This window comes from Fibrobacter sp. UWR4, assembly GCF_003149045.1.
Lineage (GTDB): Bacteria > Fibrobacterota > Fibrobacteria > Fibrobacterales > Fibrobacteraceae > Fibrobacter.
This window is the reverse complement of the sequence record NZ_QGDU01000031.1, coordinates 17,885-41,442: the sequence shown is the minus strand read 5'-3', so window position 1 is coordinate 41,442 and position 23,558 is coordinate 17,885. Positions and strand designations below refer to the sequence as shown.

At 48.7% G+C, this 23,558-nt stretch carries 22 protein-coding genes; 3 read left to right on the top strand and 19 right to left on the bottom strand.

Annotated elements, in window-relative coordinates:
• Window positions 1–104: 104 nt before the first annotated feature.
• The 19 genes from BGX12_RS12200 to BGX12_RS12120 all read right to left on the bottom strand — a co-directional run bounded on the left by BGX12_RS12200 (window position 105) and on the right by BGX12_RS12120 (window position 20,207).
• On the bottom strand, window positions 105–1,070 hold the full coding sequence (locus BGX12_RS12200) for an NAD-dependent epimerase/dehydratase family protein (protein WP_109736336.1): 966 nt from the start codon (window positions 1,068–1,070) through the stop codon (window positions 105–107).
• Window positions 1,071–1,081: 11 nt separating this feature from the next.
• Window positions 1,082–1,801 carry a 2-C-methyl-D-erythritol 4-phosphate cytidylyltransferase gene (locus BGX12_RS12195; protein WP_109736335.1) on the bottom strand — a complete coding sequence of 240 codons (720 nt, stop codon included), beginning with the start codon at window positions 1,799–1,801 and terminating at the stop codon, window positions 1,082–1,084.
• Between the two features lie 12 nt (window positions 1,802–1,813).
• Window positions 1,814–3,028 (bottom strand): CDP-glycerol glycerophosphotransferase family protein, encoded by a 1,215-nt coding sequence (locus tag BGX12_RS12190; RefSeq protein WP_158278244.1) that lies wholly within the window; start codon window positions 3,026–3,028, stop codon window positions 1,814–1,816.
• Window positions 3,029–3,050: 22 nt separating this feature from the next.
• Window positions 3,051–4,514 (bottom strand): lipopolysaccharide biosynthesis protein, encoded by a 1,464-nt coding sequence (locus BGX12_RS12185; RefSeq protein WP_146196333.1) that lies wholly within the window; start codon window positions 4,512–4,514, stop codon window positions 3,051–3,053.
• Window positions 4,515–4,625: 111 nt separating this feature from the next.
• The gene (gmd, locus tag BGX12_RS12180; RefSeq protein WP_109736332.1) at window positions 4,626–5,723 is read right to left on the bottom strand and encodes a GDP-mannose 4,6-dehydratase; all 1,098 of its coding nucleotides are present in this window, start codon (window positions 5,721–5,723) and stop codon (window positions 4,626–4,628) included.
• 63 nt (window positions 5,724–5,786) lie between these two features.
• Window positions 5,787–6,965 (bottom strand): GDP-L-fucose synthase, encoded by a 1,179-nt coding sequence (locus tag BGX12_RS12175; RefSeq protein ID WP_109736331.1) that lies wholly within the window; start codon window positions 6,963–6,965, stop codon window positions 5,787–5,789.
• Between the two features lie 189 nt (window positions 6,966–7,154).
• A complete protein-coding gene (locus BGX12_RS15350) occupies window positions 7,155–7,424 on the bottom strand; it encodes a hypothetical protein (protein ID WP_146196332.1) in 270 nt (89 codons plus the stop codon).
• Window positions 7,399–8,112 carry a nucleotidyltransferase family protein gene (locus BGX12_RS12170; protein WP_109736330.1) on the bottom strand — a complete coding sequence of 238 codons (714 nt, stop codon included), beginning with the start codon at window positions 8,110–8,112 and terminating at the stop codon, window positions 7,399–7,401. Before BGX12_RS12170 ends, BGX12_RS15350 begins: the two co-directional genes overlap by 26 nt.
• 43 nt (window positions 8,113–8,155) lie before the next feature.
• On the bottom strand, window positions 8,156–8,305 hold the full coding sequence (locus BGX12_RS15545; RefSeq protein ID WP_158278243.1) for a hypothetical protein: 150 nt from the start codon (window positions 8,303–8,305) through the stop codon (window positions 8,156–8,158).
• 31 nt (window positions 8,306–8,336) lie between these two features.
• Window positions 8,337–9,344 (bottom strand): PD-(D/E)XK nuclease family transposase, encoded by a 1,008-nt coding sequence (locus BGX12_RS12165; protein WP_158278242.1) that lies wholly within the window; start codon window positions 9,342–9,344, stop codon window positions 8,337–8,339.
• Between the two features lie 191 nt (window positions 9,345–9,535).
• Window positions 9,536–10,672 carry a dTDP-glucose 4,6-dehydratase gene (locus BGX12_RS12160; RefSeq protein WP_199220771.1) on the bottom strand — a complete coding sequence of 379 codons (1,137 nt, stop codon included), beginning with the start codon at window positions 10,670–10,672 and terminating at the stop codon, window positions 9,536–9,538.
• A gap of 37 nt (window positions 10,673–10,709) precedes the next feature.
• On the bottom strand, window positions 10,710–11,075 hold the full coding sequence (locus tag BGX12_RS12155) for a four helix bundle protein (RefSeq protein WP_109736327.1): 366 nt from the start codon (window positions 11,073–11,075) through the stop codon (window positions 10,710–10,712).
• A gap of 72 nt (window positions 11,076–11,147) precedes the next feature.
• On the bottom strand, window positions 11,148–11,720 hold the full coding sequence (gene rfbC, locus BGX12_RS12150) for a dTDP-4-dehydrorhamnose 3,5-epimerase (protein WP_109736326.1): 573 nt from the start codon (window positions 11,718–11,720) through the stop codon (window positions 11,148–11,150).
• A gap of 102 nt (window positions 11,721–11,822) precedes the next feature.
• Entirely contained in the window at window positions 11,823–12,710 is an 888-nt protein-coding gene (gene rfbA, locus BGX12_RS12145; protein WP_109736325.1) for a glucose-1-phosphate thymidylyltransferase RfbA, read from the bottom strand.
• 88 nt (window positions 12,711–12,798) lie between these two features.
• Entirely contained in the window at window positions 12,799–14,880 is a 2,082-nt protein-coding gene (locus tag BGX12_RS12140; RefSeq protein WP_109736324.1) for an OmpA family protein, read from the bottom strand.
• A gap of 41 nt (window positions 14,881–14,921) precedes the next feature.
• Complete coding sequence (locus tag BGX12_RS12135; protein ID WP_109736323.1) at window positions 14,922–15,959, bottom strand: NAD-dependent epimerase/dehydratase family protein; 1,038 nt, start codon at window positions 15,957–15,959, stop codon at window positions 14,922–14,924.
• A 5-nt stretch (window positions 15,960–15,964) separates the two neighbouring features.
• A complete protein-coding gene (gene rfbD / locus BGX12_RS12130) occupies window positions 15,965–16,876 on the bottom strand; it encodes a dTDP-4-dehydrorhamnose reductase (RefSeq protein ID WP_109736322.1) in 912 nt (303 codons plus the stop codon).
• A gap of 256 nt (window positions 16,877–17,132) precedes the next feature.
• Window positions 17,133–17,855, bottom strand: coding sequence for a M15 family metallopeptidase (locus BGX12_RS12125; protein ID WP_233246384.1), 723 nt, complete (start codon window positions 17,853–17,855; stop codon window positions 17,133–17,135).
• A 3-nt stretch (window positions 17,856–17,858) separates the two neighbouring features.
• Window positions 17,859–20,207, bottom strand: a complete 2,349-nt coding sequence (locus BGX12_RS12120) for a hypothetical protein (protein ID WP_109736321.1) — start codon at window positions 20,205–20,207, stop codon at window positions 17,859–17,861.
• Between the two features lie 78 nt (window positions 20,208–20,285).
• Here BGX12_RS12120 and BGX12_RS12115 point away from each other — a divergent pair, with 78 nt between their 5' ends.
• The 3 genes from BGX12_RS12115 (at window position 20,286) to BGX12_RS12105 (ending at window position 23,245) form a co-directional block, all read left to right on the top strand.
• Entirely contained in the window at window positions 20,286–21,617 is a 1,332-nt protein-coding gene (locus tag BGX12_RS12115; protein WP_109736320.1) for a nitrilase-related carbon-nitrogen hydrolase, read from the top strand.
• 12 nt (window positions 21,618–21,629) lie between these two features.
• On the top strand, window positions 21,630–21,995 hold the full coding sequence (locus tag BGX12_RS12110) for a hypothetical protein (protein WP_109736319.1): 366 nt from the start codon (window positions 21,630–21,632) through the stop codon (window positions 21,993–21,995).
• A 437-nt stretch (window positions 21,996–22,432) separates the two neighbouring features.
• The gene (locus BGX12_RS12105) at window positions 22,433–23,245 is read left to right on the top strand and encodes a hypothetical protein (protein WP_109736318.1); all 813 of its coding nucleotides are present in this window, start codon (window positions 22,433–22,435) and stop codon (window positions 23,243–23,245) included.
• Window positions 23,246–23,558 lie beyond the last annotated feature (313 nt).

The window sequence follows — 23,558 nt, the reverse complement described above, 5'->3', positions numbered from 1 at the left end:
TCTCGGTTAAGTCTCATCGCTTGTCCTTTTCTTGGTCGAAAACGCAAGTTAGAAACCTAACCATCCCTAGAATTCACTTTCTAGGGATTTTTTTTGTTTTCAGCCTAGATCGGATTTACTTGACGATGAGAATCCGCGATTGAAAAAATGGATTTCGTCACCGTGTTGAACCCTTTTTTCTCGGCGTCGGTAGGGATTTCAAATACGACTTTTTTATGACCACAGGAGGCTATCATTTCTGCTAATTCTTTGATTGACAGGTTTGATGATGGGTCGGCAATGTTGTAAGCTTGACCATTACCTCCTTTTAACATGATATGTAATATAGCGGAAGCACAGTCCACCACATAGCACCAAGATCGATACTGATTCCCTGAACTTTTTAATACGATATTCTCGTCATTAAGAACATTTCTCATAAATTGAGCGTAGACTCTATTGTCTGTATCGGAAAAATTTGGCCCATAAACATGACACGGCCTGGCTATACAAAGATCTACATTGTACTGGTGACTATATGCGATACACAGAGACTCAGATGCCCTTTTCGCAGATGGGTAACATGCTCTTAAAGAGGCGCAGTTTACGTAGCCGCTGTAGTCTTCTGTAAAATCACGCCCATCGCCTTCTCCGTATATCTCTCCGGAAGAAACATAAACAAATTTTTCCAAGTGGTGATTGATTCCATATTTGAGTATGTTGTCAATGCCCCAAAGATTTGATTTTATTACACTAATTGGGTCTGTTGAGTAAAGTTGTGGAGATGCAACCCCTGCGGCTGCAACTATATAATGAAAATCGATGTCGCATTCGAGTGGGTTTAGAATGTCATGCTTTAAGAAGTGAAAATAGTTTGAATTAAGGTAATTTTTGAAGATTGTTTTTATTCTTTCTTCGCTTCGTCCCGATGCGTAGACATGTAAATTTAGATTGAGATGCTTTAATAACGTCTCGACGATACAACAACCAATTAATCCTGTGGCTCCAGTCACAAGAATGTTTTTCCCTTGAAGCTTTTCCCGAGGAAGGTCTTGGTTTGCTGCTTCTAATATGTCACTTTGATAACTCATGGGATTATATGTTATTTCATCCAGGGTTCTGGGTTTGTGTGGATGAGTGCTTTAAATAAGTCCACATCTTGGGGCCTTGTTAATTTTAATCCGTTTTTTTCAGAACCTTCAACAATATGTTGATTTTTTACTCCGGTTAAAGCCAGTAAGGTGCATGATGCAACTGTATCTGTGATTCCCTGAGAAATGGCTTTTTGGTGGGCTTCTAGGAGTGTGCTTAATTTATACGTGTGGGGAGTCTGGGTTCGAACAAGTCGTTCTCTAGGAATGTCGATGTCGGTTACCGTTTGGCCGACAAGTTCCATGATGGCTTCTTTACATGTTAGTCCAGTGACTGCATAGCCAAACTCTTTACATGTTGCAATATTGTCTGTGATAATTCTGGGATCAACAAGAGGTCTAACACCGTCATGAACAAGGATTATATCGTCATCAGAGCAGCCGCTTTTTTTAAGTCCCGTTATACCGTTGTAAATGGACCCTTGATTTGAATCTGCCCCGTCAAAAATCCATTTTAGCTTCGTTATGTTATATTGATTTGCGTATGCTTGTAGAATCACGCTCCAACCGGGAAGGCAGACTACAGCGATAGCATCTATTTCAGGGTGATACTGAAATGCTTGCATAGTGTAAATGATGACGGGTTGGTTGTCTATGCACATAAATTGCTTTGGGATGTCCTGTCCCATTCTGTTGCCAACTCCACCTGCGGTTAATAAAGCTATGTTCATTTCTAGTCCTTGTTAGTCATTTAAAATTTTAGAGATAATGTTGTCGCATGCTGATTTGTTGTTCGGGGGCAGTAAGTATTTGTTGTAGTACGAGATGCGTTTTTCTCGTAGTGGGTCTGTTTCTGCGATTACATTTTTTATAAATGATTCGATAGCACTCTCTGAAGATGCTAAGTAGTGAGCAAGGAATGCTTCATGCCCGAATTCTCCCTGTCGGTCAGTTTGCTTTGCGTCCAGTTGTAAAAAAAGAACTGGGTTTTGGCTAAACATATATTCAACGGTAAAAGAGCTGCAATCATGAATCATTGCGTCAGAATGTTTAAATAAACCTGCGTATTCTCCAAGTTCAATTTGAGTGTTTTCTAAAGATTCCCATGTTTTATAGTATTGGTCCGTTTTTTGTTTGCCCCATTTCTTTATCAGTTTGGGATAAAGAGTCGGGTGGGGTTTGAATGCCCATTGAACGGAGTCTTTATATTTTTCGGCCATTTTAAGTAAAAATTCCCCGAATACCAAAAATGTTGCGTATTCAATACCTATTCCGTTTGTTCCTGGAAAAGAATGGTGTGGTGCATAAATGATTTTTTTCTTTTCACCACAGGATTTCCATGGATTGGCGTAATTGGTTTTACTTGCACATAATTGATCTTGCATCGGGTAGCCTGTTATTGCAACGTTGCCGTGGTAAATCTTTTTTACTGATAATCGTGTTTTGTAAACGGCTTCGTTTTCTAAGAAGACAAACCATGAATATTTGCAAACCAGGTGGCCAAAAGCCCAAAAGTCACTGCCTGTATTGAATGCATAGTGAATATGACATGTTAGTGAACGAAGATGTTTTTTGAAACCTATTGATATGGGATATGAACCGCTGTACGGTTTGTAATAGAATTTGATATCAGGGTTTATTTGTTCTATGACATTTTTCCCATTATCAAGATCTATGTAATCATATCCCTTGGATTTTATATAGTCAATAAGAGGTTGTTTTGAACCGGGTACCTCTTGTGATGTTGTTACTCCAAGTATTGCTTCAAATCTAGGATGCTTTAGCATAGCCTTAAACAGTGCTTCTGTTTTCCAAGATCCAAGTTCAGCCAAAATAAATAAAACTCTGATTTTATTTTTTTTTCGAATTTTTTTTGCTTTGTACGTTACATAAGGCCTGTAAAGAAGATAAAGATACGACCAAAAACGATACACCAAGGCGTTGAACAACTTATTCAATGTTGCAGAAATTTTTATTAGCTTAGAAGGCATGTTTGCTGACAACCTCCAATATTTTTTTGTTAACGAAAGTTCTTTCTTGCTTTGTTATGCCCCAAAAGTAGGTACTTGCAATTACGGAGAAAACGCAAAATGTTATTGAGATGATTGATGATGTGAAACTTTGAGGAAGTATGTTGTGAATACAGACTGCTGGGGTCGCTGACAGCATGGTGACAATAAATATTGGTAATAGGACTTTTTTCATATAAGTTGAAATAGGCATGCCTACCTGTGATTTTATTATGAAAATTCTTGCAATAATGCCAATTACGGTACATGAAAGCGTACATACAAAAACACTTTCAGGAAGTAAAGAATATTTTATGGCAAAGTATGTGATAGGCATAAACCCGTAAGAAATAATACTTATACAGATATGATATATTTTAACCTTTCCTGTGGCAAGATTTGTCGTGAACATTGGATTAACTATGGCGTCTAATATCACGTTGGCAAGAGTAATTCTGATGAAATTTACTGTATGATCAGGGACTTGTCCTAACCATAGTTGTAAAATTGAGCTCGCTTCGACCATAACAGGCAGTGATAGAACGAAAAGTAAGTAGAAACAAAAACGAGAACTCGCGAATACAAGCGTAAACATTCTTTCATGGTTATTTTCCGCATAGGATTTTATTATTTGCGGATTGATTGCTGTTTGAACATTTGATGCGAAGTTCTTAATTACCCCATCAACCTGAACTGCAATACCTCTTGCAGCATTTACCGCAGGCCCGCAGAATGCGTTTAACATCAAATTGATGCCTTGATTGAAGAAAAAAAATGAAAAATTACCTAAGAGACTCCAACCTGCAAAACCAAACATTTCTTTAAATAATCTAGAATCCCAATAGAAATGCAATTTTGTTTCTTTAAATTTTATTTTGCAGTAGCCAAAGTATATTGCAATGTCGATGATTTGTACAAAGAATATGAGGACGCCATAGAAGATAAGTTTATCATACGGAGCGTGAATTAACGCAAAGACGATAGAGAGCTTTAATATTGCATCTAAGATTGAAATATAGGCGAAAGCGCTCATTTTTTCGTGTGCAATAATTGTTGCGTTAAATGGCACATATAAAATCCCAATTACAGCTGATGCAATAGATAACTGATATAGCCAAAAAGCAGCTTGAAATCGTCCATCCGGTATGACGAGTTTTTCGTATAGGTACCAAAGACCTATTGTCTCCCCCAAGAGAATGATTATCAATGCAATGGTAGCGTGGATTATGAATGACATTGAAAAAACGTCGGAAAGACGTTTGAAATTCTTTTGGCCCAAGAAGAAGGTTATGTACCTTGATGTAGTATTGGTCATAGCTCCGTTCAAAAAACCGAACATGGCTATGATTCCGCCGATGACATTGTAGAGGCCGTATTCTTCCGCACCCAACACCCGTAGAACAACTCTTGATGTGTATAGGCTGACCGCCATCATTACAAACATCCGGAAATACATAAAAACAGTATTTTGGGCAAGACGTTTGTTGTTCGAATTGATTGCGGTCATGTATTTGGGAGTGGGTTGTGAAAGAATGGACTTGTGTTTTTATTTTACCAATCCCTTTTCCAGGTATTCGGCCAGGTTGGTGTGTACTCGGCTGGCGGCTTCGTCTGCGGCAACCTTGCGCATGTCATGGTCCACCATTAATGCAACAAGCTGCTCGAAGGTTGTGGTCTGGGGGTTCCAACCAAGTTCCTTTTTAGCCTTGGTGGGGTCGCCCCAAAGGTTCACAACGTCGGTGGGGCGGTAGAAGTCTTCGGATACGGCTACAACGGTTCTGCCGGTCTTTGCGTCGATACCCTTTTCGCTAATGCCTTCACCTTCCCAAATCAGTTCAATGCCTGCATGGTGGAAGGCAAGGGTTGCAAATTCACGAACGGTGTGTTGTACGCCGGTGGCAATCACAAAGTCCTCAGGCTTGTCGTGCTGCAAAATCAGCCACATGCATTCCACGTAATCCTTGGCGTAGCCCCAGTCACGGAGGCTGTCCAGGTTACCCAGGTACAGGCAATCCTGCTTGCCCTGGGCAATGCGTGCTGCGGCCAGGGTAATCTTACGGGTCACAAAGGTTTCGCCACGGCGTTCAGATTCGTGGTTGAACAGGATGCCACTGCAGCAGAACATGTCGTAGGCTTCGCGGTATTCCTTAATGATCCAATAGCCGTAAAGCTTTGCAACGGCATAGGGGCTATAGGGGTGGAAGGGAGTATTTTCGTTCTGGGGAACTTCTTCAACCTTGCCATAAAGTTCGCTGGTACTTGCCTGGTAAATGCGGCAGGTCTTTTCCAAATGGTTGGTGCGTACGGCTTCCAAAATGCGGAGTACGCCGGTTGCGTCTACGTCGGCAGTGAATTCCGGGGAATCGAAGCTTACTTGAACGTGGCTCTGTGCAGCCAGGTTATAGATTTCGGTAGGCTGGACTTTGCCAACAACCTTCACCAAGCTCATGGAGTCACCCATGTCGGCATAGTGAAGATGGAAATTCGGGGAGCCTTCCAAATGAGCGATACGTTCACGATAGTCCACAGAAGAACGGCGGATAATGCCGTGGACTTCGTAACCCTTAGAAAGGAGGAATTCAGAGAGGTAGGAGCCATCTTGGCCGGTAACACCGGTGATAAGTGCAACGTTGCGCTTTGTCATTCTTTGTTTTTCCTTCTTATTTATAAATGCTTTTCTAGATTCTTCGCTTCGCTCAGAATGACGCTAGCGAGATAAACTTTCCTTGTACCAGTCGAAGAGCTTCTGAACGCCCTGGTCAATTTCAACTTTGTGGGTCCAGCCCAGGCTATGGAGTTTGTCCACGTTAATAAGCTTGCGCATGGTGCCATCAGGCTTGCTGGAGTCGAAATACACTTCGCCTTCAAAGCCTACGGCCTTGACCACCAATTCGCTCAGTTCGCGGATGGTCAGTTCCTTGCCGGTGCCCACGTTAATGTGGCAGTTGCGGATTTCGCCCAGCTTGGGGATGGCGCCGCCGCGGCCTGCGCTGTGGTTACGGTCTACCGCACCATCCACGCTTGCGCCGTAATGTACGCTGGAGTATTTTTCAATGCCGATGATGTCGCTGAAGTTCACATTCAAGAGAACATGCACGGATGCGTCGGCCATGTCTTCGCTCCACAGGAATTCGCGGAGGGGCTTGCCGGTGCCCCAAAGGGTCACCTTGTTGTTCTCGATGCCGTACTTGGCCAAAACCTTGAGGATTTCTTCCTGGGAGGCGTCGCCGTTGATGCCTTCTACCGGGCGCTTGTCCATATCTACCTTGATGCTAGCCCAGTCGTTATCGTGAATGAGCTTTGCCAGGTACACCTTGCGCATCATGGCGGGCATTACGTGGCTGTTTTCCAGGTGGAAGTTGTCGTTGGGACCGTAGAGGTTGGTGGGCATCACAGCGATGTAGTTGGTGCCGTACTGCAGGTTATAGCTTTCGCACATCTTGAGGCCGGCAATCTTTGCAATGGCGTACTCTTCGTTGGTGTACTCCAACTCGCTGGTCAAGAGGGCATCTTCCTTCATAGGCTGGGGTGCGTTCTTGGGGTAAATACAGGTGGAACCTAGGAACAGGAACTTCTTTACGTTGTGGGCGTAGGCTTCGCTGAACACGTTGCACTGGATCTTCATGTTCATCATCATGAAGTCGGCACGGTACAAGGAGTTTGCCATGATTCCACCCACGAATGCTGCGGCAAGCACCACTGCGTCAGGCTGTTCTTCGTCAAAGAACTTCTTTACGGCGTACTGGTCGGTAAGGTCCAGTTCCTTGTGTGTGCGGCCAACCAGGTTGTTGTAGCCGCGAGCCTTAAGATTGTTCCAAATTGCAGAGCCCACCAAACCGTGGTGCCCTGCCACATAAATCTTGCTGTTCTTGTCTAAAGTATTCATTATAATTTCTTCTAGATTACCCGCTTTGACCAGGATGACACAGTATTGACTCGATTACAATATCCACTACACCATCCCTTTATTCCAAATCGGAACATTCATTCTAGATGAAATTTAGAAAAGTTACGGTATGCTTACAATAGTGAAGTTTTTGAAAACGTGATTTACAATAACAATCCTACCAACGAGTTACTTACGAATAGAGATCTTTCGTCGTTTAATGCGTTGAGGCATAAAGCAACAAAATGCATGCCAGTAGCTTATTTCAAGCCAGAAATACTCCACCAAATCAAAACTTTTATATTTCGCAGAGCTTTTTCGTTCTCGGGTCCATCTTTTTAACGTACTTTCTTCGCCATGGTCTGCGGCTCGTCCAAAATTTCCGCCATCAATCACAAGGTTCAGCAGTTTTTCGCCCCATAGCGGGTCAGCTTTACAGGTCAAAGATTCTTCTTCCAACGAAAAGAGCTGTTTTTTGCACCCACATCATGGATTTAATCATGGGTTCAAGGCCAAATTTCTTCGTTTTATGGCAAAAGAGTTGAATCATTTCTGTCGAACAGGACTTTAGGACCTGGTAATAATCCACAAACTGGCGTAATCCTACCCCACCGCCAATAAAATGCGTGCGGATATGGGCCAGCTGCATCGCCAACGCAAATTCCAGAGGGGGGTCATAAAATCCTAGCGGGTTGTACCTGCATTTTGTAAAATCAGCGGTCTCTTCCAGGTATTTTAGCAGTCGGCGGCCAGCGCCAAAAGGGGCGCACTCGACGGGTTTAAAGTGAACCTCGATGGAGATACCGTCAAAAAGTTTTGAATCCAGGTGGACATGGTGAAGGCTGTTCGCATCCGCCCCTTCCATAAGTCCCATTTCGGTCAGGTGCCTAATGACGTTTTTCCGGCCTCCTTCCACAAGCACGTCGATGTCGCCGCACTGTCGAGAGAAGGGGTCCGGGTACAGGCTTGCGTTGGCCTGGCCTTTCAGTATGATAGGGTGCAGCCCCCGATCCATGAACATCTTGGTGATTTTTGCGCACATGGCGTTCATGCGGATGTTGTCCTGCTGGATATAGAATCCCTGGCAGGTCCAGACGCTCTTGATTTCCTTAGGGGGGCGAAGCGCTTCCGGGAGTTCGGGGGACATGTTTTCAATATAGTATAAAAAAAGGCCCGCGAGGGCCTTGAGTCTATTTCTGCAGTGCTGCCAGCTGCGCCTTGAGGGCGGCTATTTCCGCCTGCAGCTTGGCGATTTCCGCTTCGGACCTTCGGCGTTCTTCCTCGCGACCCTTGCGGAGGGCGTCGTCAATGCAGCAGTCAATGTCGAATTGTGTTACCATGCGATCCTCCATCTTGGCAAGAATTTCAGGGCTACTTCTTTTTTGCGAGAGCCTTTTTCAACGAAGCGATTTCCGCCTGCAGCTTGGCGATTTCCGCTTCGGACCTTCGGCGTTCTTCTTCGCGTCCTTCCTCACGACCTTCCTCGCGACCTTCTTCGCGTCCTTCCTCGCGACCTTCCTCGCGGCCCTTGCGGAGGGCGTCGTCAATGCAGCAGTCAATGTCGAATTGTGTTACCATGCGATCCTCCATCTTGGCAAGAATTTCTTTCGGGGTGCGGCGCACACGAAGCCTGTCGTATGCGGCAAGGATTGCCTCGTTCTGTGTTTCCGGGACGTCGTCCTTGTCCTTGCTGTTGCAAAGAAGATCGAGCCACTCGCGTTCCTCAGCGGAAAGGCCGTGTTCCTTCTTGTACTTCGGCAAGTCAATCCAAATATAACTTAAAACATCGCTCTCAGGCAATACCCCAGGGGTACCGACTTTACTTTTGCAATACATGGCCCATTCCTCGCGGTAGCCGTAGCTTGCGTCAACCGCCTCGTTCATGAGCCAGAGGCTGATCACTTTAGGCACATGGTAGCGCGCTGCGGTGCTGATCTTCGCGAAGTCCTTGCGGTAGGCAAGCAACGCCTCACGGTGCGCCTCGGCGGCAACCACAGCCCCGTAAAGCACTGCACGGTCCTTGATGCCTGTGTGGCTAAAGCGCTGCATCTCAATGTCAAACCACTCGTCGCGACCATTTTGCGCATGAATGTCGATGCGCACAAGGTCATCTGAAGCCTGGATGAGGCTCAGATCCGTTTGGCGAAGCCGCAGCGCCTTGATTTTCGCATCGCCTTCAAGCCTCAAGATTGTGTTCAAGAAATCCTGCAAGATCGCCACATCGGCAAATAGCCACTTGAACGAGATGTCAAACCTTGCGTCCATGAAGACATTCTTGCGGAAAAGCTCCGGAACCTCATTTTCGGGGAGGTCCTGTGAAAGAATTTTGTAGTTGGAGAAAAACGCCTGCCAGTCGGTGAAAATTGATTGCAGTTCCATAGAAATATTTTTTCGTGCCGCCGGCTGCATTGCCAGGCGGGGCTAGGCATGTTTTCACCTAACCATATATATACACGTTTTTTTCACCCGATTTGTACACGAAAAAATGATTTTTTTTGTAAAAAAAATCCCGGCAACAAGGCCGGGATGAAAACTATTGCCGAGAGCCCTCGACATGACGTGGAGGCGCTTTACACCTTACCCTTGTACATGTTTTCGTAGTACTTTTCGTAATCGCCGCTGGTGATGTTGTCCAGCCATTCCTGGTTGTCCAGGTACCACTTTACGGTTTTCTCGATTCCTTCTTCGAACTGGAGGCTGGGTTCCCAGCCAAGTTCCTTCTGAAGTTTGGTGGAATCGATGGCGTAACGGGCGTCGTGGCCCAGGCGGTCGGTCACGTAGGTGATCAGGTCCATGTCCTCGCCGACCGCGCGGCCCAGGAGCTTGTCCACAGTCTTGATCACCACCTTGATAATATCTATGTTCTTCCATTCATTGAAGCCACCGATGTTGTAGGTTTCGGCTATCTTTCCGTTATGGAAGATGACGTCAATAGCGCGGGCGTGGTCTTCTACAAAGAGCCAGTCGCGAACGTTTTCGCCCTTGCCGTAAACTGGCAGAGGCTTCTTGTGACGGATGTTATTGATGAACAGCGGGATCAACTTTTCCGGGAACTGGTAGGGGCCGTAGTTGTTGGAGCAGTTGGTCACGATGGTGGGCATGCCGTAGGTGTCGTGGAAGGCGCGGACAAAGTGGTCGGAGCCAGCCTTGGATGCACTATACGGAGAATGGGGGGTATACTTTGTAGTTTCGTAGAAGAAGTCGTCACCGTAGGCCAGATGATATTCAGAACTGGAGGCGGTGGTAGTGAAGGGCGGCTCAATACCTTCCGGATGGTTCATCTTAAGAGCGCCATAGACTTCGTCGGTAGAAATATGGTAGAAGCGCTTGCCTTCGTACTTTTCCGGCAGGGATTCCCAATAGAGCTTAGCAGCCTGGAGCAGAGCCAGGGTGCCCATGACGTTGGTACGGGCGAAAGTGAAGGGGTCCTTGATGGAACGGTCCACATGGCTTTCTGCGGCCAGGTGAATAATGCCATCCACCTTTTCATCTTGCATGAGCTTGTAGAAGGCGTCGAAGTCGCAAATGTCCATCTTCACGAACTTGTAGTTAGGCTTGCCTTCAATATCCTTGAGATTAGCCAGGTTACCTGCGTAAGTCAGCTTGTCCAGGTTGATGATGTTGTACTGCGGGTACTTGTTCACGAACAGGCGCACCACATGGCTACCAATAAAACCCGCACCACCGGTGATTACGATGTTTTTCATCAGGAATACTCCTTCTTTAGGGGTTAGGGGATAGGGGCTAGGGTCTAGGGGTTAGGGAAGTAATCATTCTATTTAGCATTTTTCCAATTTCTAGACACAAAGACTGAATCTCCTTTACTTTTTCTTTATTTCCAAATTCTAATACTTCGCAGATATGCAACTGTGTTTCAATTTCGGCTTTTGATCCACGAGCGATGGTTAAAAAATGAATGTATTCTTTCACCGAATTTCGTTCATAACCTTCTGCAATGTTTGAGGGTATAGAAACTACAGCACGCCTCATCTGATCAGACAGAGCAAACATTTCGCTCTTAGGGAACTCTTTTACAAGGTCATAAACACTAACAACCAACTGAATGGCCTTCTGCCAAACAATCAATTCCTTGAAGTTCTTTACTGGCATAACTATACCCTATACCCTGTACCCTAGACCCTAATCTCTAGTTTCTAATTTCTAGTCTCTAATTCCTATACCCTAAATTTCAAACGCGAAGCCAAGGTCCTTGAGCAGGGGGTTCTTGGTGTCCTTTTCGCTGAGGAGGGGTTCGAAGCCGTTGCCCAATTTTTCTACAGGCCATTCAATGCCAATGGCAGGGTCGTTCCAGAAGAGGCCGCCTTCGTCCTTGGGGTCGTAAAGACGAGTGCATTTATAAACGAAAGTCGCAGTTTCGCTCAGGACCACAAAGCCATGAGCAAAGCCTTCGGGAATGTAAAACTGGCGCTTGTTTTCCGCAGAAAGGACAACCCCTTCGTACTTACCGAAAGTAGGGCTCCCCTTACGCAGGTCCACTGCTACGTCATAGACTTCACCTTCCAGCACTCGCACCAGCTTACCCTGGGGGTTCTTCTTCTGGAAGTGGAGACCGCGGAGTACGCCCTTCTTGGAGCGGGATTCGTTATCCTGAACAAAAACCATATCCAGGCCAGCAGCATCGAACTCGGCCTTGTTGTAAGTTTCCATAAAGTAACCACGATGATCCCCGTAAACAGTGGGTTCTACGATGGTTACACCTTCGATAGATGTCTTGATAAAATTAAACTTTCCCATGATAAAAGAACCTCGTAATAAATTCGTCTGAGGGGACAGGGTCTAGGGGTTAGGGGTTAGGGATTGAGTCCTATACCCTATACCCTGTACCCTATACCCTAACTAATACCTAATCTTTCCTTCTGCGACTTTTCTTAAATGCTGGCCATAGGGGCTCTTGCCGTACTTGGCTGCAGATTCCAAAAGTTTTTCCTTAGTAATCCATCCGTTAATGTAAGCGATTTCTTCTACTGCAGAAATCTGGATTCCCTGGCGACTCTCTACCATGCGAACGAAATCACCTGCTTCAATCAAGCTATCCATGGTACCAGTATCTAGCCAGGCAAAACCACGACCCAGTAACTTTACATCCAGTTCGCCCATATCCAGGTAGGTCTTGTTCAGGTCCGTAATTTCCAGTTCCCCACGGGCGCTAGGCTTTTGCTCCTTGGCGAACTTAGCCACGCGATTATCGTAAAAATACAAGCCTGTAATAGCGTAGTTGCTCTTAGGTTCCTTTGGTTTTTCTTCTACAGAAATCACCTTGCCTGCGGAGTCAAATTCCACCACGCCAAAGCGTTCTGGGTCATCTACATAGTAACCGAACACACTGGCTCGGCCATTTTCCTCGGCATTTTTTACGGCAGCCTTAAGGAGGGGGCTAAAGCCGTTTCCATAGAAAATATTATCGCCAAGCACCATGGCGCAGCAATCATCGCCAATGAATTCTTCCCCTAAAATAAAGGCCTGGGCCAAGCCATCGGGGCTAGGCTGCACCTTGTAAGAGAGGTTCAAGCCCATGGAGGAGCCATCCCCCAAAAGCCGTTCAAAGTTAGGCAAATCCGTAGGAGTGGAGATAATGAGGATATCACGAATACCAGCCAACATCAAGGTGGACAGAGGGTAATAGATCATGGGCTTGTCGTAAACAGGCAACAGCTGCTTACTGGTGACCATGGTCAGGGGGTAAAGGCGTGTGCCAGAACCACCGGCAAGTACGATACCTTTCATAGAGGCTCCTATTTTGTAAGTAAAAAGATATAAAAAAGCCCGCTCCCAATCAAGGAAACGGGCTTCGTTACGCTCTTATGTATAAAGCTTACTTGGCAGCGGCAGGTGCCGGTGCAGCAGGCTGAGCGGCAGGTGCTGCTTCAGCGGCAGGGGCTGCGGGCTGTGCAGCCGGGGCTGCTTCTGCTGCAGGCTGCTGAGCCTTAGGCTTCTTTACATGGGGAGCAAGGACTACGCGGGTGTTCTTGGGGTTAGCCTTGAACTTCTTGCCCTTCTTGGGAGCCTTCACAGGTACCACCAGCTGGGTATCGCCCAGGCCAACGGCACGGACATGCTTGGAGGGAACACCCTTCTTGACCATGTAATCCATGATGGCCTTGGCACGCTTTTCGGACAGTTCCTGATTGTCTTCGGCATCCACACCCATTTCGTCGGTATGGGCCTGGACTTCGATACGCAGGTCCTTACGGCTCATCTTGAGGGCGACCACCTTGTCCAGCACCTTCATGGTAGCCTTGGACAGCTTAGCCTTGCCCTTGGTGAACTTGATCTGGGCCTGGAGCTTGGTCAGGTCTTCGTCCTTGTTGGTGGGGCAGCCTTCGGCATCCACTTCCACTTCGCTGAGGGTTGCGGGGCACTTGTCCTTTACATCCACAACGCCGTCACCGTCTTCGTCGATTTCGCAGCCGTTGGCATCCACCGGAGCGCCAGGAGTAGAAGCAGGGCACTGGTCCTTGGAATCCACGACACCATCGTTATCGGTATCCACTTCGCAACCATCGGCGCCCACCTTAATGCCAGCCGGAGTATCCGGGCAACGGTCCACCATATTGGGCACGCCATCGCCATCGGCATCAGCAGAGAGGTTAGCCAGGGAATCGTTCACAGCCTTGACAGAGTCCATCTTGGCCTTGTTCAGGGAGTCTGCCACCAGGTCCTTCACGGTAATGGTATCTACAGTCTTCACGGTATCGATAGTCTTGACCGTATCCACCTTGGCAATGGTATCCACCACAGCCATGGTATCCACCTTGGCAACGGTATCGACGCGAACTTCAGGCTTGACCAATGCCATGGCGGAGTCCAGCTTTTCCTGGGCACGCTTTTCGATCATTTCCTTGACGCGAGCCTTTTCTTCTTCGGCCTTGTTGTTGTAGCCACCAAAGTTCCAGGTAACAGCAGCAGTAGCAGCCAGCAGCGGAGAAGAGGAGTAACCATAGGTAAGAGTACCCTTGTTATCCTTGACATTGATTTCAAAGCCATCCTTTTCTTCACGATCCTTGACAGCATCCATTTCCAGGTTCTTGAAGATACGGGCACCCACATCTACACCCAGAGCCAGGTCAATATTGTCGGACAGGTGGAGGCGAAGACCCGGGGTAATGATCATAGGATCAACCGTGGGGTCAATGGGAGCGCGCATGTCGTTAATATGAGCTTCGCCGGAGAATTCCAGGAACAGGTCAATGAACTTAGCAGGCAGGTAATTGAATGCAGTGCTATAAATTACAGAGCCGGAATAGTCGTCTGTATTGAAGGGCTGCACATAACCAATTTGAGTATTCCAATGAACCTTACGACCATTGAAGGAGAAAATCAGGCTACCACCGGCAGCGTAATCGCCCAAGGTGTAAGGAGTGGTCGTATTGCTCAAGTACCAGGAATGACGGGGGCGGAAGCCAGCTTCTTCGGAACCGGTAGGTGCGTAGAAGTTGGCCATCAAGGCCAGTCTAAAGAAACCTTCGTTACGGCCCACCAGGTTAAACTTCATCCAGGCTTCCAGGTCGCCAATGGCAACGTCGGTCATGCCGTTATCGCCAATGCGGTTCTTGTTGTCGGTACCCATATCAAAGTAAATGGGCAAAGCAACACCAACGTCCCACCAGTTGGTAAGACCGATGGCGGCATTGACGTTTGCATCGATGGAGATTGCGGATTCGTTCAGGTAAATGGCTTCCTTGGCGGTCTTGTCGTAAATATAGCCGCCGCTGGCCAAAGCCCAGCTATCGAAAGAAATGTTGCCACCTGCACCAAAGGTCACGCCCCACTGGCCCAAAGTGTTTGCATTCATCTGGTGCAAACCTTCAGAACCGCCACCGAGGCCCGTCTGGGCACATGCAAGGCCGGCCGCCATCAGGGAGCCGGCAACTACGGTTTTAAGAGTATTCTTCATTAATCCACCTTTTGTTTGTAAACTTTCGTTTTAAATATAAACTATTTAAGCGGGTTCTTATCGCTTTTATACCACTGCATGAACTGAGAAATGCCATCATGGAGGCTCCAATGGGGCTTATAACCGCATTCTGTCTCCAATCGGGTCGTGTCCGCATTGGTCTGGTACACGTCACCGGGCTGCATGGGCAAAAATTCCTTTTTAGCAGGTTCCCCATAGGCATTTTCGATTTCGCTAATGAAATCCATCAATTTTACGGGGTGACTGCAGCCGATGTTATAAATCTTGTAGGCCACATTGTTTTCGCAGGCGGCTGCATCGGGGGTGCGGTCCACCACATGGATGGTGCCTTCCACAATGTCATCGATGTAGGTAAAGTCGCGGATCATGTCGCCGTTATTAAAGACCTTAATGGGTTCACCCTTACTAATGGCCTTGGCAAAGAGCATGGGAGACATATCGGGGCGCCCCCAGGGTCCATACACCGTAAAGAAGCGTAGCCCTGTTACCGGCAGGTTGTACAGCTTGCTGTAGGAGTGCGCCATGAGCTCATTGCTCTTTTTGCTGGCGGCGTAAAGGCTTACCGGGGAATCCACCTTATCCGTTTCGTTATAGGGGACCTTGGTATTCAGGCCGTAAACGGAACTAGACGAAGCAAAGATCAAGTGCTTGGTTTTAAAATGGCGGCAGGCTTCCAGGATATTCAGGAACCCCACCAGGTTGCTCTGCATGTAGGCGTAGGGGTTGGTAATGGAATAGCGGACGCCGGCCTGGGCTGCCAGGTTTACCACCTTGTCGAAGTTTTCCTTCTGGAACAGTTCATCCAGGGAGGCCTTATCGTCAATGGACAGGCGGATAAAGCGGCAGTTTTCGAACTTGCTGCTCTGGATTTCCGTACCGAAGGGAATTTCTGCGTTATGGTATTCAATGCCACATTCTCGCAGACGACCGTACTTAAGGCGCACGTCGTAATAGTCATTGATGTTGTCCACACCCACTACCGTGTCGCCACGTTCAGCCAGCATGTACATCAATTTCGAGCCGATAAAACCGGCTGCACCTGTTACCAAGATCTTCATATTTTCTACGACAATTCCTTTAGGTAACGGCTGAGGGCGTCCTGCCAGGTGGGCAGGGGCTTAAAGCCTGCTTCAACAAGTTTGCTCTTGTCCAGACGGCTGTTGAAGGGGCGGGCGGCCTTGCTCAAGCCATATTCTGCGGTGGTCACGGGCACCACCTTGGTGTTCATGCCAGCCTGCTTGTAAATTTCACAGGTAAAGTCGTACCAGCTAATGAATCCGCCTTCGTTGGTGGCGTGGTAGTAGCCATACTTTTCGGTTTCGTTCATGTCCACCAACAGGCGAGCCAAGTCGTAGGTGTAGGTGGGGGTACCAATCTGGTCGTTTACCACGCGAACGGTGTCGTGGGTCTTACCGACGTTGATCATGGTCTTAATGAAGTTCTTGCCGTTAAGGCCGAACACCCATGCGATACGGACAATGAAATACTTTTCCAGAGTGTTAGCAACAGCCAACTCCCCTTCCAGCTTGGTCTGGCCATAAACGTTCAGAGGCTTATAGTCCTTGCAGTCCGGCTTCCAGGGTTCTGTACCCTGACCATTAAATACGTAGTCGGTGCTGATGTAGGTCATCTTGCAGTTCAGATGGTGGCAAGCGTCTGCAATGTTCTGGGTGCCGCCGGCGTTAATGGCGCGGACCTTCGCAACCAGTTCATCATCTTCGGCCATGTCCACTGCGGTCCATGCAGCACAATGAATGACAGCATCCGCATTCACTTCCTTAAGGACCTTGTCTACAGCAACGGAGTCCGTAATATCCAGCTGGCGATATTCCGCAGTTGTAACGGCAGAACCGTCGGCAACACCTGCGTATGCAGGAGCGATGTCGGAACCCACCCCCTGGTGGCCGCGCTTCAGCAGTTCATTCATGACGTCATGGCCCAGCTGGCCATTTACACCCGTTACAAAGAATTTCATATTCTCTCCAATTTGTCATCGTCCGTCCCCCCGTCATGCCACAGTCATGCTGACGAAGGTCAGCATCGGCAGTCTCGTTCCAGAGCCGCCGAAAAAGACTACAGCGTCAGGAGGGGTCGTCACACCAGCGTCAGGAGGGGGCGTCGCCGACCACAAGACGAATCTTAAACATTTCGTTACAAATTATAGAATATATGATGGGCGTCAGGTGGCATCTTTTGGGCGTCAGGTGGCGTCGCGAGGGGTATATGGCAAATTAGAGCGGGAATTTCGGGAAATTTTCGTAGGTATAGGCGCGGGTATAGGCGTTAAAATGCCACCACTCGCTACCTAGCGGAACCCATCCCGCGCGGCCCATGACACGGCGCAGTTTATTGCGGTTGGCGATTTGTTCCTGAGTGAGACGGCCCGACTTCAAGGCGTCTGCCTCCCCTACGGATCCAGCACAACGTTCAAAGGAGTCAAAATCGGTGCCCATATCCAGAAGGTTGCCGTTTTCGTCGGTAATGGACAGGTCCAGAGCTAGCCCGAAATTATGGAGACCGCCTTTCACGGGGGACGAAACATAGGCGGAGTAGGCGGTGCCCTGGACGGTTTTCTTGAGGGCCGCCTGAGCGTATATCGGGCGGGAAGCGTCGAAGATTACCAGCACTGAACCCGGCATGGTTTTCTTCATGTAGGCAATGCTTTTCTGAAGCATTGCGAAAGCTTCCTTGCGGACAAATGCCCGCTGTTCCCCGCAGTACAAATCGTGACCCGTTACGTTGTTAAAAGTCCCGTAACGTAAGTCCATGCGGAGCCCGTCCATGTGGGTGATTTCCACCAGGTCCTTGCTTTTTTCGGCGTAGGCAATCCAGCGTTGAACCTCTTCGCAAAAGCGCTTGGGTTCCGCAGGCTTCGGCGGAACAAACAGGCTGTCCGTAGGATGGGCGGAGCAAAACCCAACCAGGGCCAAAAAAATTAAAGCAAGTTGTTTCACGAACTAAATGCCCAGCATGACTTCCACGCCGAACTGAACGAAGAGTCCCATGCCCTTGGCGATGAAGGGCACCAGGTCGTAGCCGTTGGTCACATCCTTGTCGGTATCGCGGGTGACCCAGGAGCGTTCGCGGCCGTTTTCGGAGCCCAGGAACTTGAGGGCGTCCACATCCAGGTTGGCAAAGATGTTGTCCACTTCCAGGTAGAAGCGGGCGCTGCGGAAGAAGTTCTTCTTGCCGTGCAGATCCAGGTTCACGCGGACGTCGGTGCGGTACAGGTCCGTGAACTTGTTGAAGTCCTTCAGGCAGCGGGTGCCGTTATCCCGGGTGGCCGGATTGGAAGGATTGATCTGGTAGTAGTACAGCGGGCGGTGCAAGGCGGCGTGATGAGTGAGGATCACAGACACGATGGAATCCTTGCGGGGGTAATAGCGGAAGTGGGATACGATGTCGAAGCGGGAGTTGGCTTCCCAGGGCAGGGAGTTGCCGTTGTCCAGTTCGTATTCGCCATAGACGGAACTTACGTTGGTCGCCATGGAGAAGTGATGGCTGGTCTTGAATTCCAGGTTGCCGGATGCACCCATGACCCAGGCGTAATCCACAGGGGTAATGTCCTTGTACTGGGCGTAGGCCTTAGGCATGGGCAGCAGGGGATCCACATAGTAACGGCCGAACACGGCACCCTGACCCACGATGTACTTGGAGTTGTAACCCAGGCCCACCTTTGCGGAAGCGCCGGTTTCCAGGCGGCCAGTCAGTTCGCCATCGTCCAGATAAGGCTTCCAGTCACCACGATAGGCGGCGTTTGCGAACAGGCGCCAATAGGCGGTATCTACCTTGGAAAGGTTCTGCTCGTAATCCAAGGAAACGGTGGGAGCGGCATCGTGTTCGCCCCAGTCAGCAACCGCACCTACGGAGAAGATTTGCTGAGAGTAGTCCTGCTTCCAGTTGAAACGGCCTACACCAGAAATGACGCCGGTCTGGTAGTCTTCGCTAATGGGAGCGCCAAAGCCGGGATAGTCGCGTTCCAGGATGTGGTGTTCGTAAAGGAGGGCGCCGCTGATGTTTGCGCCCAGGAGTTTTTCATCGTACTTCTTGTCCACGCCGCCGCTAATGGTGGTGTGGGTCAGTTCGTAACCGTCGATGAATGTCTTGTTCATGCCTTCGGCGGTGTTGCGGAATCCGGTGGTATCGCGGAGGGTATCGCTCATGTATTCCCGGACCAGGCCACCGTGGAAGCTGGTTCCAAAGCGGGAATCGTATTCCAGTCCCAGGACCAGGTAGTTCTGCTCGCCGGAGATAATGTCAATGTTGTTGACTTCGTCGTAGGTGTTGGATGTATCCTGGCTAATGCTATAGACGTCGGAACTGTAGAGGGTGCGGATGGCCCAAGTGTTACCCAGGGAGTCAGAGCCGTTAAACTGGGCGTAGACGTCGATGGCTTCCAGATCGAAAGGATCGGAGTTCTTGACCTTGCATTCCTTGCAGTCGTCGGAGCGCTTGTTGAATTCCGTGAAGAACTTTTCACCCAGGTTCTTGAGCATTTCACCATCCAGACGGCGGAAGGCGAAGCGGAAGCTATCCCAGAACATCCAGGGGGCGTCTACCACCACTTCCTGCATGGTAATGCCGGCGGCGCCCTTCAGGCCCCATTCACCCTTGGTCTGTTCCGGCAGGTACTGTACGGACGTGGCAAGGCCCTGACCAATGGGACCTGCACCGTAGTGGTCGTGAATTTCGATACCGCTCAGGATGTGCGGATTAATGATGGAGAGATTTCCGGGGAAGCCTACATCCAGATGGCGCATGTTAGGAATGCGGAGGCGGCCCAAGTGATAGGCCACGTCCCCTGCGCGGGAGCCATCGTAATAAAGCGCGCTACTAAAATCCTTCTGGCCGGAAATACCCGGCATCTGGCTCAGATGTTCCGTAAGGTCGAAGCGCATGCCTGCGGCATCTTCCAGTTTGTCCAGATTGATCTTGCGTTCGACGTTCCATTGGACCTTTTCTGCACCGCCACCGATGATGGTGCTGGCACCCAGGTTGCGTACGTTGGTACTGAGAGTCACCACCATGTCAAAAAGGTCTGCGAAATCCTGAAGTTCCACCAGGACACTGTCGAAGCCATCCTTTTTAAAGACCAGGGAGGCGTTGGAGGTGTTGACCGTATATTCGAAGCGGCCTTCGGAGTTAGTTTCACCAACGGACTTACCAGAAGCGTAAGTGATGGTAACGCCCTTAATAGGCAGGTCGGTTTCCGCTTCCAGGACCACACCGGAAATTAGCGTGGGGGTCGCAGCGAAAACAGCGCAGGCGGCAAATACGAGAACGCAAATTACGGAACGAAACATCATACGTCCAAATTAGAATTTTAACTGTCCAAAAGCGCAGGGCGGAAACGTCCAACTCAGCATATTTTATATTTTCGGGGTATGTTAGACATCATTCTCGTCCAAATGGAATCCCTTTTAAGCGAAAAGACCGCCAATTTCGCCAAGGTCAAAACCCTGCTACAAACCGCGGGGGCCTACGAGCTGAACGCGAATAGTCGCGGGGAAGCAGAAAGTGGCGTCAGGTTGGACGCAGACGATACCAGGTTGGCTGAGGGTGACTGCAGATTGGACGCTGGTTGTCGCGGGATGGACGCTGGTGATGTCGGGCTGGACGCTGGCTGTTGCGGGATGACTGCAAGTGGCGTCAGGTCGGCTGAGGGATGCAAGTGTCCCCGCCTGATTGTACTGCCGGAAATGTTTGACGTCGGGTATATTCCGCAGCAGCCCGAAAAATACGCAGAAGATTTTGATAGCCAAGTGACGGCTGGTGATTGCAACGGGCTGGCCGCTAGTAACATCGGGCGGAATGCAGAAGATTGCGGGTTGGCTGCAGATGGCGTCGAGCGGAATGCAGATGGGAACGTCGGCGGGACTGCAGAGTTTTTGCAACAGTTGGCAAACGAAACAGGCGACATCGTGTTTGGCGCGGGGATTGCAAAAGTTTCCGCCAAAAGGAACGGCGAGGCAGCGCAGGATGAAACCTCCCCCGCACTGCGCAATCGATCCGCAGTATTTGTGCCTGGCGGAAACGGTGCCGTGAGCGCCTACGACAAGGTCCACCCCTTCTTCCCGGAATTAAACCGCGGTTTTGCCTCTGGCGACTCTATTACTTTATTCGAAATAGGCGACTGGAAAATCGCTTCCGTCATCTGTTACGACCTGCGTTTTCCGGAGCTGTTCCGCGACGCAGTCAAGTTGGGCGCCAACCTCATTACGGTTCAGGCTGCCTGGCCCAAAGTCAGGAAGGCCCACTGGGAAACTCTCCTACGGGCTCGAGCCATCGAGAATCAGGTGTATATCGCCGCCGTCAACGGAGTCTCCCCCTCGGAATGTAACCCCACGAAACAGCTGGCCGGTACGTCCATGCTTATCGACCCGCTGGGAAATGTCATTGCCTCCGGCAGCGATTCCGCAGAAGAAATCATCCGCGGTCAAGTCCATCTGGAACCGCTAAAAAAATATCGCCAGGATTTTCCCGTCCTTCAAGGCATCGCCCCGCAGGAAACAGCGCTGCAGGACGCCGCGCATTTGAACGCCAACCCGCAGGGCACTAACCCGCAGGACGCCGCACCACGAACGTCCCCTCAAGTAAACAACATTCAAGACGCAGCCCCGCAAATTGAAACTCAGGACGCAGCCCCGCAAATTGTAACTCAGGACGCCGCCCCGCAAATTGTAACTCAGGACGCAGCCCCGCAGGCCGGTTCGTAAGGGGGATTCACCGTGAAGATCGTTCTCGTTATTCCGCCGCAGGCCGCCACAGATAATCAAGAGCGCCAGGGTAGTGTCCTCAAGTGTTTTCGGGACGGTTCCCTCCTCATCGATGGCAAGGACAGCAAGAAACCCGCCCAATTCTATTTAACCCCGAAAGATAATTTCCCCTGGGGTCAATTCATCGACAAAATTCTGGTAGGCTGGCAGCTAGCCAACATGGAAGACATCCCTCAGGAATTCCGTCCTCTTAAACGCCTCCCTCAGTTCGTACTAGATGGAATTCTCAAGGAATCTCAGCCCAATCAACTGAAAATCCTCGCTACCCTCCGCCAGCAAGGATATTTCTGCGAGTTACCGCTCCGCAAGGAAAGATAAAACACCCCGCCCCAAGCCAAACAATCAAGCCACCGGAGAACATCAGGCCTGCAGCTAGAACATCGGGCTGGCAACTGCCTGAGGAAAACAGCCGGCGGTTAGTACTAATCCTCGCAAACGCTCATTTTCATACTACGTTTTTCACCCCGCACAAGACCTATCCGGTGTAGGCCTAGTATGAATAGTTGTATTATCAAAGATTCATTCTACTAGCAAACACCACACCCTGCGCGGACTAGTATGAAAAGAGACAATTCCCATTTTCCATACTACGCCCACCAAGGGCACCCCCGTAGCAAAGACAAAACCCTAGTATGAATCACACGCTTTGCAAAGATTCATACTAGTCCGCGCGCTGTAGAATATTTTTTACAAAAAAACTTTGAACAAACCGAGGGAAAAAAGCGTGTATAGAATACACAATAAAAGGAAGCCTCATGTTCAAATCACTACTATCAAACGATTTCCTATTGGAACTACAAAAACAACTCTCTATGATAAACAAGCTTTGCAATGAAAAAACAAGATCATTGAAGAAAGCCCCCGAGGGATATTTGCGCGTGATGCAGCAAGGGAAAAATAAAATCCCTCGTTTTTATCATGTGCTGGAGAAATATTCCAACGGAGTTTACCTCAATAAGAAACATCTTGCCGACGTAAAGAAACTCGCCCAGAAAGAATACGACGAAACACTTTTGACATCGCTTAGGACAATTCAAAAATTGATGCATCCCTTAGTAAAGGCCGTCGAAAAAACTCACCTCGATGAAATATCCAACAAGATACCGTCTCTACGAAAAAGAATGATCACGCCATTCCGCCCCGACAAGAAAACGTTCACGGAAGATTGGCTCAGCAAGGACTACACGAGAAAAACATTTCTTGATGGAGATTTCGAGTACTTCGCAAATTGCGGATTGCGTGTCAGATCTAAATCAGAAGCATTCATCGCAGACACTTTGGACCAGCTTAAAATTCCTTTTCGCTATGAATGTCCTCATACAATCAACGGCATCACTATATATCCAGATTTCACCTGCCTAAATATCCGAACGGGAGAGGAAATCGTGTGGGAACATTTTGGCATGCTAGACAGAGATTCCTATGCAGAAAAAACCGTCAGAAAAATGTACTACTATCTGAATGACGGATACGTTCTCGGGAGAAATCTGATTATTTCTTTAGAAACAGGCAAGCAGCCTTTAAGCCCGATTCAAGCAAAGCAAATTGCGAAGGAATATCTTTTGTAAGGGAAAGGGGCTTATAGAAGAGACTAGTACTAATCCTCGCAAACGCTCATTTTCATACTACGTTTTTCACCCCGCACAAGACCTATCCGGTGTAGGCCTAGTATGAATAGTTGTATTATCAAAGATTCATTCTACTAGCAAACACCACTCCCTGCGCGGACTAGTATGAAAAGAGACAATTCCCATTTTCCATACTACGCCCACCAAGGGCACCCCCGTAGCAGAGACCAAATCCTAGTATGAATCACACACTTTGCAAAGATTCATACTAGTCCGCGCCAAAAAAACGCCCTGCGGCCAACCCGCGATCAAC